We start from the raw sequence: 11,177 nt of genomic DNA, 5'->3' as shown, positions 1-11,177 counted from the left end.
ACGAAGTTCTCCGCACGGTGTTCACCGAAGTGGCGGGCGAGCCCGCGCAGGTCGTGCTCGCCGACCCCCGGCCGGAGCTCGCGGTGGTCGAGTGCACTGAGGCCGAGGTGGCCGGGCTGGTGCGCGCGGCGGCGGGGCACGTGTTCGACCTCGCCGCGCCGCCGATCCGGGTGACGCTGTTCGCCCTCGCGCCGCGGGAGCACGTGCTCCTGGCGGTGGTGCACCACATCGCCGCCGACGGCTGGTCGATCGGCCCGCTGCTGCGCGACCTGGGCGTCGCCTACCAGGCTCGAAACGAGGGTCGCGAACCCGACTGGGCGCCGCTGCCCGTGCAGTACGTGGACTACACCCTGTGGCAGCGCCGACTGCTCGGCGACGCGAGTGATCACGAGAGTCTGCTGTCCGAGCAGCTCGCCTTCTGGGGAGCGACCCTCGCCGACGCGCCGGACTGTCTGCCGCTGCCCACGGATCGGCCGCGCCCGGCGGTGTCGAGCTACCGGGGCGGCAACGTCTCCGCGCTGATCGATACCGACCTGCACGCGCGGATCGCGAGGCTGGGGCGGTCGAACGGCGTCACGGTGTTCATGGTGCTGCACGCTGCGCTGGCCACGCTGCTGACGCGACTCGGCGCGGGCACCGATCTCCCGATCGGGTCGCCGATCGCGGGCCGCACCGACGAGGCGCTCGACGACCTGGTCGGGTTCTTCGTCAACACCCTGGTCCTGCGGACCGACACCTCGGGGGACCCGTCGTTCGCCGAGTTGCTGGGACGCGTGCGCGACACCGACCTGGCCGCGTTCGCCCACCAGGACGCGCCGTTCGAGCAGGTGGTCGAGCACGTGAACCCCCGGCGGTCGGTGTCCTACAACCCGCTGTTCCAGGTCATGCTCGTCCTGCAGAACACCCCCGGTGCGGCGGGCATCCTGCCGGGCGTCGAGATCGAGCCCCACCCGATCGGCGCGGCCACCGCCAAGGTCGACCTCACCTTCGCGCTGGCGGAGACCTTCGGCGACGACGGCGTTCCCGCCGGCATCCGGTGCGACGTCCAGTTCGCCGTCGACCTGTTCGACCGGGCCACGGTCGAGGCGCTGGCCGATCGGCTGGTCCGGGTGCTCACCGCGGTGACAACCGACCCGACCGTGGCGGTGTCCGAAGTGGACATCATGGACGCCGCCGAACGCCGCCGCGTGCTCACCGAGTGGAATCCCGCCGCGACCGCCGAGCTGAGCGCCGACACCCTGCCGGAGATGTTCGCCCGACAAGCGGCGGCGACCCCCGACGCGACGGCGGTCACCTGCGGGGCCGAGTCGCTGACCTACGCCGAACTCGCCGCGGCGGCGAACCGGGTGGCCCGCGCGCTGATCGCCGCGGGCGTCGGCCCGGAGGACCGGGTGGCGCTGCTGCTGCCCCGGTCGATCGAGCAGATCGTCGCGCTGCTGGCGGTGGTGACGGCCGGGGCCGCCTACGTCCCCGTAGACCCGACCTATCCGGCCGACCGGGTGCGCCACGTGCTCGACGAAGCCGGCCCGGCGCTCCTGATCACCACGGGCGATCTTGACGCGCCATGGGCCGGACCAGTCCTGCTGCTCGACGACCGCCTCGCGGACTTCGACCCCGGACCGGTCACTGACGCCGACCGGCGCGCGCCGCTGCGGCAGGCGCACCCGGCGTACGTGATCTACACCTCCGGCTCGACCGGCAAGCCGAAGGGCGTGGTGATCACCCACCGCAACGTCGTCCGGCTGTTCGAGTCGACCGAGGCCTGGTTCGGCTTCGGCGCCGACGACGTGTGGACGATGTTCCACTCCTACGCCTTCGACTTCTCCGTGTGGGAGATGTGGGGCGCGCTGCTGCACGGCGGCAGGCTCGTGGTCGTCCCGTTCGACGTCAGCCGCGGCCCGGCCGAATTCTTCGCACTGCTCGCCGACGAGCGCGTCACCATGCTCAGCCAGACACCCTCGGCGTTCTACCAGCTGATCGAGGCCGACACGGGCGCCGACCTGAGCCTGCGGCACGTGGTGTTCGGCGGCGAGGCACTCGAACCCGGCCTGCTCGCCGACTGGCACGCCCGCCGCCCGGACGGACCGGGGCTGGTCAACATGTACGGGATCACCGAGACGACCGTGCACGTCAGCTACCTCCCGCTCACCGCGGGCACCGCCGGCGACCGGGCGGGCAGCCCGATCGGCCGGCCGATTCCCGACCTGCGGACCTACGTGCTCGACGCGGCGCTGCGGCCGGTGCCGCCCGGCGTGGTCGGTGAGCTGTACGTCGCGGGGGTGGGGCTCGCCCGGGGCTACCTGGGCAAACCCGCGCTGACCGCCGAGCGGTTCGTCGCGTGCCCGTTCGAGCGGGGCGAGCGGATGTACCGCACCGGCGACGCCGCCCGCTGGACCCGTGAGGGCGAACTCCTCTACGTGGGCCGGGTGGACCAGCAGGTCAAGATCCGCGGCTTCCGGATCGAGCTGGGCGAGGTCGAAGCCGCGGTGGCGAGCCATCCGTCGGCGAGCCAGGTCGCGGTGATCGCCCGTGAGGACATCCCCGGCGACCAGCGGCTGGTGGCCTACGTGGTGCCCGACGCCGATGACGCCGCACTGCGCAAGCATGTGGCTCAAGTGCTGCCGAACTACATGGTGCCGTCGGCGTTCATCGGGATCGACCAACTTCCCTTGACCACCAACGGAAAGCTCGACCGTCGGGCGCTGCCCGTCCCCGAGCGCGCCGCCGGTGGCCGCGCGCCCCGCACCGGCCGCGAGGAAATCCTTTGTGGACTCTTCGGTGAGGTGCTCGGTCGCGACGCGGTGGGGGTGGACGGCAACTTCTTCGCGCTGGGCGGCCATTCCCTGCTGGCGACCCGCTTGATCAGCCGGGTGCGGGAGAGTCTCGGTGTCGACCTGCCCGTCCGGGCGCTGTTCCAGGCGCCGACCGTGCTGGACCTGGCCGAGGTCATCTCTTCGGGGACGCCGGCGCGCATCGACCCGGTCGTGCCGATCCGCGCCGGCGGCGAGCAGGCGCCGCTGTTCTGTGTTCACCCGGTATCCGGGGTGGCGTGGTGCTATTCGGTGCTGCAGCGGCACCTTCCCGACGATGTGCCGGTTTACGGCCTGCAAATGGACCTCGACAGCAGGCCCGCCGATCTCGACGAGCTGACCGCGAGCTACGCGCGCCGGATCAGGGAGATCCAACCGGAGGGGCCGTACCGGCTGCTGGGGTGGTCGCTGGGCGGCAACATCGCCCACGCGGTCGCGGCCAGGCTGCAGCGGGAGGGCGCCGACGTCGAACTGCTGGCCCTACTCGATTCGTTCCCACCGGACGGGCGGTCGACCCTGCCGGGCTGGGGCGACCAGATCGAGCGCGCGCTGCTGACCACGATGGCGCAGGACCTCGGACTCGCCGCGGACGACGACACCGACCGGCTGCGGTTGGCCGTCTCCCAAGGGTTCGGCCTGCCGGAGGACATGCTCACCCGGCTGTCCGACGCCTCGGGCAACCTCATCCGGGTCCTGGTCGACGCGCCGTCCGGCGTGGTCGACGGCGACATCCTCTACGTGACCGCCGAACGCAGCGCCCAGACGCGCGGCGGCGGCGCGGACCTCTGGCGGGACTTCGCCCGCGGCCGGATCCATGACCACGGAGTCGACTGTGGACATTTCGACATGATGAAACCGGCGCCGATCACGCGTGTCGGGGAACTGGTCACGACCTGGCTGGGGGAGCGATGACACAGGTGGCCGTACGGCCCCGCGCGTTGGGCGAGCGGAACTTCCGGCTGTTCTGGGCCGGGCAGACGGTCAGCAAGACCGGCAGCGCGGTGACCACGGTCGCACTGCCGCTGGTCGTGATCCAGACCTTGAGCGCGGACGCGCTCACCATGGGCGTGCTCAACGCGGCGATCTGGCTGCCGTGGCTGCTGATCGGCCTGCAGGCGGGTGCCTGGGCCGACCGGATGCGCAAGCGGCCGCTGATGATCGCCTGCGATGTAGCGTCCGCTGCGCTGCTGGCCAGCGTGCCGGCCGCCGCGTGGCTCGGGGTGCTGACGATGGCGCACGTGCTGCTGGTGGCCTTCGCCGTGGGCTGCGCGACGGTCCTGTTCACCGCCGCGTACAGCGCCTATGTCCCCTTCCTCGTCGGGCGGGACAACCTGCTGGGAGCGAACTCGCGGTTGCACGTGAGCGAGCAGGCGGCCAAGGTCGCGGGCCCCGGTGTCGGCGGTGTCGTCGCCCAGGTGACCGGCGCCGTGGCAGGCATGGTCGTCGACGCGGCGACCTTCGTGGTGTCCGCGGTGTGCCTGCGCTCGATCCGCGCGGTCGAACCGACACCCGAACCCAAGGCGCGCCGCGGCGTTCGGGCCGATGTGGTCGAGGCGCTCAAAGTCGTGGTGCGCGACCCGTACCTGCGGGTGCTGACCCTGCACTCCGGTGCGGTGAACCTGTGCATGGCGGGCCTGCAGGCGCTGTGGGTGCTGTTCCTGGTGCGCACCGCCGACCTCGGCAACTGGGTGGTCGGCGCGCTTACCGCGGCCATCGCCATCGGCGGCGTCCTCGGCGCGACCCTGGCCCCCTGGTACAGCCGCCGCCTCGGCTCGGCCCGCGCACTGCGCCTGGGCAGCCCGGTGACGGCGCTGTTCGGTCTGCTTTTCCCCCTCGCCGACCCCGGCGTCGGCATCGTGCTCGCCCTGGTCGGGGTGATGGCGTCGAGCATGGGGACCGCGGCCAACAGCGTGATCGCGGTGAGCTTCCGGCAGGCGTACTGCCCGCGGGAGATGCTCGGGCGGGTCGCCATGAGCATCCGGTTCGTGATCTTCGGCGTCAACCCGGTGGGCAGCATCCTCGGCGGCGTGCTCGGCACTGTTCTGGACCTGCGGACCGCGATCTGGATCCTCGTGATCGCCAACATCGCCGCGGGCTTCACCTTGTACATCGGCCCGATCCGCACGGGCCGCGATCTACCGATTCCCACCCATAAGGAGAAAGCATGACCTTCGTCGACACCACCGCGGACACCCTCGATGTCCGCACGGAAGCGGGCAAGCCGCCCATCGCGTCCATTGTGGACATCGCGGACATGGCTGCGGCGGCGGAGTGGCTCTCCGCCAACCTGCCCATGATCCGGGCCACCGTCCAGCAACTGGGCTGTGTCCTGATCCGGGGTCTGCCGGTGGCGAGCACCGAGGACTTCGCGGTGGTGAAGGACTTGCTGCTGCCCAACCCGGCGGGCTACAGCGAGAAGGCGACACCGCGGTCGGACTACGGCCACGGGGTGTTCTCTTCGACCGACCTGCCCGCAGTGCAGCCGATCCGGCTGCACAACGAGAACAGCTACACCCTGGAGTTCCCCGGCTTCCTGCTCTTCGGCTGCCTCATCGCCCCCGACGAGGGCGGCGCCACCACCGTCGGCGACATGCGCGAGGTGCTGCGGCTGCTCCCGGACGACCTGCGGGCGCGGTTCGCGGAGAAGGGGTGGCTGCTGGTCCGCAACTACTCCGACCTGGCAGGCCTACCGTGGCGCACCAGCTTCGCGACCACTGAGCAGGCCGAGGTCGAGCGGTACTGCGCGGGGAACACCGTCGGCTACGAGTGGACCGAGGACGACTCGCTGCGCACCCGCCAGCGCCGGTCGGCGATCATCACCCACCCGGTCACCGGCGAACAGGTCTGGTTCAACCACACCGCCTTCTGGAACCACTGGACCCTCGACGACGAGGTCCGCGAGGTCCTGATCGAGGCGTTCGGCGCCGACGGCATGCCCTTCGGCACCTACTTCGGTGACGGCACCCCGCTTACGCAGGAGGAGGCCGGCGCACTCAACCGCGCCTACGACCAGGTGACCATGCGGGAATCCTGGCAGCCAGGCGACCTGATGCTGGTCGACAACATCCTGTGCGCCCACGGCCGTGAGTGGTACAAGGGCGACCGCAAGATCGTGGTCAGCATGGGCGACCCGATCGCCCTGTCCGACTGCGCGCCGATCACCGAGCCGGCGGCCGTGACCGCGTAGGCCGTCGGTCATGGCGACCGGTGACCAGCAGGCCCAGCGGGGCCCAATGCCCTCCACGCGGTGCGGCTGACGTGCGCCCACCTCGGCTGCGCCCGCGTGGGCACACCGCGGAGACCAGCTGGGACTGCTCCTGCCACAGCTCCCGCTTGGACCCGGACGGCGACATCCTCAACTGACACGCCAGGTGACCAACTGGTCACCCGGCGCGGCCTGTTCGCGGGGAGCGGGATCGCGAACCGTCAGGTTCGATGAATTTTCCGGGGGAGATTTCCGCCGCTTAGCGGTCATACTTGGTGATTGCCGCACGCCGTCACCGGCTCAGCCCATCGGGAGGTGCGTGATGCCGGGTCGAGGCGATCCGTCGACGCGGGCTTTCGCGCGGCTGGCGGCCCTCATCGCGGGTGTCCTCGCGACGGTCGCCGTCCTGCGGGTCCCGCGGCTGGAACACCTTCCCGGCCCGACCTCGCAGTGGGCCTCAGGGGATCCGGCAGTCGTGGTACTCGCGCTGCTCGCCGGGGCGTCACTGGTGCTGCTGGTGCTCGCGAGGCTGCGATTTCCCCCGGTTCGTTCGTCGCGGGCGCCCAAACCGGTTGGTGCGCCGCGCCGTGCCTGGCTCCTCGGCTTGGTCCTGTTCGTGGCGGTCTTGGGCGTGGCCGTCGCGGCGACCTGGCTTCCGCGCCCGGGCGGCCAGGAGGAACCGCGTGACGTCGGACCACCGCCTGCCGCGCCGCCGGGCGACGTCGGCCCGATCGGTGTCACGGGCAGCGCGGGCGCGTGGCTCATGGTCGTGCTCCTGTTAGTTCTCGCCGCGATGGCGGGCCTCGCGGTGCGCAAGCCCGCCGCCGAGTTGGACCCGGGCGGCGGCGCGGCGCCGGGGTCGGTCGCGACACCAGGTCATGGCGACTCGCTCGCGGCCGCGGCCGCGGCCGCACTGTCCGCTGTGGAGGGTGGAACCGGAACGCCCAGGGAGGCAGTCATCGGCTGCTACGCGGCGATGGAGCACGCCTTGGCGCGGTCGTCGCAAGCCTCGCCTCGGGCCGCTGACACCCCGTCGGAGGTACTCGGGCGCGCTGCGGGCGCGGGAGTCCTGCGCGCCGAGCACGCGTGGCCACTGGTGCGTCTGTTCGACGAAGCCCGGTTCAGTGGGCACCCGATGACCTCGACACACCAGCAAGCCGCCGTCGCCGCGCTGCGGACCATTATCACCGAGTTGCGGAGCGGGCCATGGTGATCTGGACGTCGGCCGCCCTCGCCGTCGCGACTGCGGGCACCGGCTGGGCGCTCCTGGGCGACCCGTCGGCGCCCGCCCTCTCGGTCGTCACGGTGATCTCGCTGACCATGGCGCGGCTGGGCATGCGGCCTGCCGGACCACCACGGTCCACAGTAGACAACACAGTGGACGACGTCCGGGATTCCTCACTTGACCGGGCGACCGCCACCTTCGCCTGGGTCGACGGCTCGCGCGCGGACTGGGACCGGCACGTGCGGCCGTTGTTCGCGGGTCACTTGGAGGCGGTGCTCGGCAGCGCGGCCACCGGTCGGGCCACCGGGGAACTGCTGTTCGGGGCCGACCTGTGGGGCCTGGTCGACCCGTCCCAGCCCTTCACCGAGCACCTCGACCGACCCGGCCCCGGACGGCGGGCGGTGGGCGAGATCCTGAACCGGCTGGAGCAACTGCTGTGACCGCCGCGACCGAGGCGACCGCCGCGCTGGCCTGCGCGGTGCTCGACGAGATCGAGCGGGCCGTCGTCGGCAAGCGCGAGGCGCTCACGTTCGTCCTGCTCGGGGTGCTGGCCCGCGGCCATGTGCTCATCGAGGACCTGCCCGGGCTCGGCAAGACCCTCATCGCGCGGTCCTTCGCCACGGTGCTGGGCCTGGGTTTCACCAGGGTGCAGTTCACCCCGGACCTGCTGCCCGCCGACCTTCTCGGCACCACCGTCTACGAGCAGCACACCGGGAGGTTCGAGTTCCGGCGCGGGCCGGTGTTCACCAATCTGCTGCTGGCCGACGAGATCAACCGCACGCCGCCGAAGACCCAGGCGGCGCTGCTCGAGGCGATGGCCGAGGGACAGGTCAGCATGGACGGCGAATCGCACCCGCTGCCCGAGCCGTTCATCGTGCTGGCGACCGACAACCCGATCGAGTACGAGGGCACCTACCCGCTGCCCGAAGCCCAGCTCGACCGGTTCACCCTGCGCATCCGGCTGGGCTACCTCACTGAAGCCGATGAGCGCCGGATGCTGCGCCGCAGGCTCGACCGCGGATCCGTGCCGCCCGCGCTGCGGCCGGTGACCGCCCCGGCCGAGCTCCTCGCGATGCGCGAATCGGTCGAGTCGATCACCGTGCACCCGGACGTGGTGGGTTATGTCGTCGCCCTGGCGAACGCGACCAGGGCGCACCCGAAGGTCCTGGTCGGTGTGAGCCCACGCGCAGAGCTGGACCTGGTGCAGCTGATCCGCGCCCGCGCCCTGCTCGCCGGGCGCGACTACGTGATCCTGGAGGACGTCAAGGCGCTGGTGTCGGCGTGCTGGGCGCACCGGACCAGCCTGCGACCGGAGATGTGGGTCCGCCGGGTGCGGTCCGAGCAGGTCATCGACGAGTTGCTGCACAAGGTCCCCACGCCGCGGGTCGGACCGGCGTGATCACCGTCGTGCGGCTCCGCTGGCGGCCCTCGCCGCTCGCGCTGGCGGCCGCCACCTGTTGTGCCGCCGCCCTTGCGATGGCGGTGATCACCACCCGGATCGGTCCGGTCGTCTTCGCGGCGCCGCTGCTCGGTGCGGTCGCGGGCGGCTGCGCGCTGAGTCGGCCCGCCAGGGAGGTGGAGGTGCGCGCCGACGAGTCCGCGGTGCGCTGTTTCGAGGGCGAGACCGTCCACCTGCGATTCGCTGTGCGGATTCTGGACGGGACCGCGACAGTCGAGGCCGAACCGGTGTCGCCCCCCGGCCTCGAGCTGACCCGGGTGGTGCCGGACGGTCTCGAATGGACAGTCACCGCGCGTCGGTGGGGTCGCTATCCGGTGGCCACGCGGCTGCGGTGCGTGGCGGCCGGCGGGATGCTCGCGGCGCACGTGGAAGTCGACTTGGCTGAGGTGCGGGTGTTCCCGCACGCGCCACCCGCCTCAGGCGTGCCGCGGCCGCTGCGCCTGCCGGACCGCATCGGCGCGCACACCGGGCGGCGTCGAGGTGAGGGTGTGGAGTTCGGCGGAATCCGGCCGTACGTGTTCGGCGACCGGCTGCGGGAGATCAACTGGGCGGTCAGCGCGCGCCGCGGCGAGCCCTTCGTCACCGAGCGGCTGCGCGAGTCGGCGGCGGACCTGGTCGCGCTGATCGACACGTGTCCGGCGCCGAACCCGGTCGCCCGCGACTGTCTCGACTTGGCTGTCGACGGCGCCGTCCAGGTCATTCAGGCCGCGTTGCGGCGGGGGGACCGGGCGGGCGTGGTCACGATCGGCGGGCGGACGCGCTGGCTGGTTCCGGACATCGGCGCCCGACAGTTCTATCAGGTGGTGGAGACGGTTCTGGACTCCTGGCCCGCACCGCACGAGAGCTCCGGCGGACCGGCGGCTGTCCCGAGGAACGCGGCGCCGCACGGTGCCGCGGTGATCGCGTTCAGCCCCCTGCTCGATGCCCGGATCGAGTTGGCGCTCAACGCTTTGGTCGCACGGGGCCGCGCTGTGGCGGTGGTCGACGTGCTCCGGTCGGCGCCGAGTGCGGCGGCGCCGCTCGCGCTGCGCCTGTGGCATTTGCAGCGGCGCGTGATGTACCGCGACCTTGAGTCGTGCGGAATCCAGGTGCTCGCCTGGCCGGAAGGGGCCGCGCTGGCCGAGGTGTTCGCCCCGCTGTCCCGCGAGCCGCTTGGGGTGCGGTCCCGGTGAACGGGTCACGAGCGGCCCTGTGCGTCATCGCGGGCGGCGGTGCTGTCGTCGCCGCGCTGCCCGCCTCCGGGCCGGTGGAGGCAGCCGCGGTGGCCGTCGGCGCCACCGCGGTGCTGCTGTCCGTGCGCCTGCCAGTCCTCGGTGCCGTCGCCGTACTGGCGGTCCTGGTTGCGCTGGTTGCCGGCTCCGGCACGGTAGGGCAGTTCGCCATCGGCGGCACCGCGTCGGCGGCGTACGTCCTGGCTTGTCACAGCAGGCCAGGGCCTGGGCGCGCGGGCGTCCTGCTCGGGGTCCTGCTCGCCACCGGCGCCGCGGTGCTCGCCTTGACCCTGCCCATCGGCCCCAGCTGGCTGGTCGCGCTCGCGCCGCTGGTCGCCACCGGCCTGTTCGCGGGCGCCTTCTGGTTCCCGCGGGCCGACCGGACTCCTTGATCGCTGACCCCACGGTTGACGCGCGGGCCACAATGAACGGCATGGCGGAACGCCCGCGGGGTGTCGTCGCAGCCGCGTCAGGCCGCACCTGGGCACACCGGGCGGCGGTCGGGTCGATCCTCGCCGCGCTTGCCTTGATCGGTGGCGGACTGCCGTCGTTCACCTGGAAGGCGACGACGTTCGTGCTCGTGATCGGCGCCGCGGGGATGTCGCTCGCCTTGTCCGGGCTCGTGCCCGGTAGGGAAACGGCCGCGAGGCCAGGCGCGGGCGCGGTGCTGTGGCTGGTGCCCGTGCTGATCGTGGTCACGCTCGAAGTGGTCAACCTCGGCCTCGGCTCGACCCATGCCCACCCGACCCTGTCGATCCTGCTCGATCCGCCGCTGTCCGGCGAGCTCGGCCGGACAGCGGCCTACTTCATCTGGCTGGCCGCGTTCTGGGGACTGGTGCGGCGATGAGCGAGACACGGATGCTGACCATCGCGGGATTCGTCCTCGCCGCCCTGCTCATCGCGGGTCTCGAGTGGGCGGCGCACCGCCGAGACACCCGGATCCCATCCCTGCCGGATGTTTGTGCCTTCGCGATGCGGTACGAAGCGGGCTCGCTGCCGCTCGGCAGGATTGCCGTGCTTGCACTCTGGTGCTGGGTCGGCTGGCACCTGTTCGCCAGATGACAGGAGACCCAAGTGGGGGGCTCAGTAAGCCCGGATCCCACCGGTGAGCCGTGTAGGCCGGACCGTCAGGCAGCGGGTTCCTCCTGGAGGGCACGCACCTCGATCCGGCTGCGCAGCGCCCGCGAGGCCTGCTTGGCCCATTCGATCGCGACGTCCTCGTTCTCGGCCTCGATGATCCAGAAGCCACCGAGGTACTCGTCGGCCT

At 71.9% G+C, this 11,177-nt stretch carries 11 protein-coding genes; 10 read left to right on the top strand and 1 reads right to left on the bottom strand.

Features of this window, described 5'->3' with window-relative positions:
• The 10 genes from ACRDSQ_RS30555 to ACRDSQ_RS30510 all read left to right on the top strand — a co-directional run.
• On the top strand, positions 1 to 3,722 hold a 3,722-nt coding region (locus ACRDSQ_RS30555; protein WP_431425889.1), incomplete at its 5' end, for a non-ribosomal peptide synthetase.
• The gene (locus tag ACRDSQ_RS30550; protein ID WP_431425888.1) at positions 3,719 to 4,978 is read left to right on the top strand and encodes an MFS transporter; all 1,260 of its coding nucleotides are present in this window, start codon (positions 3,719 to 3,721) and stop codon (positions 4,976 to 4,978) included. The genes ACRDSQ_RS30555 and ACRDSQ_RS30550, both read left to right, overlap by 4 nt.
• Complete coding sequence (locus ACRDSQ_RS30545) at positions 4,975 to 5,997, top strand: TauD/TfdA family dioxygenase (protein WP_431425887.1); 1,023 nt, start codon at positions 4,975 to 4,977, stop codon at positions 5,995 to 5,997. Before ACRDSQ_RS30550 ends, ACRDSQ_RS30545 begins: the two co-directional genes overlap by 4 nt.
• A gap of 340 nt (positions 5,998 to 6,337) precedes the next feature.
• Positions 6,338 to 7,228: a DUF4129 domain-containing protein gene (locus ACRDSQ_RS30540; protein ID WP_431425885.1), complete on the top strand. Its 891-nt coding sequence runs from the start codon at positions 6,338 to 6,340 to the stop codon at positions 7,226 to 7,228.
• Positions 7,222 to 7,680: a hypothetical protein gene (locus tag ACRDSQ_RS30535; protein ID WP_431425884.1), complete on the top strand. Its 459-nt coding sequence runs from the start codon at positions 7,222 to 7,224 to the stop codon at positions 7,678 to 7,680. Before ACRDSQ_RS30540 ends, ACRDSQ_RS30535 begins: the two co-directional genes overlap by 7 nt.
• The gene (locus ACRDSQ_RS30530; protein ID WP_431425882.1) at positions 7,677 to 8,639 is read left to right on the top strand and encodes an AAA family ATPase; all 963 of its coding nucleotides are present in this window, start codon (positions 7,677 to 7,679) and stop codon (positions 8,637 to 8,639) included. Before ACRDSQ_RS30535 ends, ACRDSQ_RS30530 begins: the two co-directional genes overlap by 4 nt.
• Positions 8,636 to 9,871: a DUF58 domain-containing protein gene (locus ACRDSQ_RS30525; protein ID WP_431425881.1), complete on the top strand. Its 1,236-nt coding sequence runs from the start codon at positions 8,636 to 8,638 to the stop codon at positions 9,869 to 9,871. The genes ACRDSQ_RS30530 and ACRDSQ_RS30525 overlap by 4 nt, the downstream gene beginning before the upstream one ends.
• Positions 9,868 to 10,302 (top strand): hypothetical protein, encoded by a 435-nt coding sequence (locus tag ACRDSQ_RS30520; protein WP_431425879.1) that lies wholly within the window; start codon positions 9,868 to 9,870, stop codon positions 10,300 to 10,302. Before ACRDSQ_RS30525 ends, ACRDSQ_RS30520 begins: the two co-directional genes overlap by 4 nt.
• A 41-nt stretch (positions 10,303 to 10,343) precedes the next feature.
• The gene (locus ACRDSQ_RS30515) at positions 10,344 to 10,757 is read left to right on the top strand and encodes a hypothetical protein (RefSeq protein WP_431425877.1); all 414 of its coding nucleotides are present in this window, start codon (positions 10,344 to 10,346) and stop codon (positions 10,755 to 10,757) included.
• Positions 10,754 to 10,972, top strand: a complete 219-nt coding sequence (locus ACRDSQ_RS30510; RefSeq protein ID WP_431425876.1) for a DUF6186 family protein — start codon at positions 10,754 to 10,756, stop codon at positions 10,970 to 10,972. The genes ACRDSQ_RS30515 and ACRDSQ_RS30510 overlap by 4 nt, the downstream gene beginning before the upstream one ends.
• 65 nt (positions 10,973 to 11,037) lie before the next feature.
• Here the strand turns inward: ACRDSQ_RS30510 and ACRDSQ_RS30505 are convergent.
• Positions 11,038 to 11,177: YciI family protein (locus ACRDSQ_RS30505; protein WP_431425891.1), on the bottom strand; the 140-nt coding region annotated here is incomplete at its 5' end.

It is taken from the genome of Actinokineospora sp., from assembly GCF_050699995.1.
Taxonomy (GTDB): Bacteria; Actinomycetota; Actinomycetes; order Mycobacteriales; family Pseudonocardiaceae; genus Actinokineospora.
Note: the sequence above shows the minus strand (reverse complement) of the source record. Positions and strands in the feature narration are given on the sequence as shown.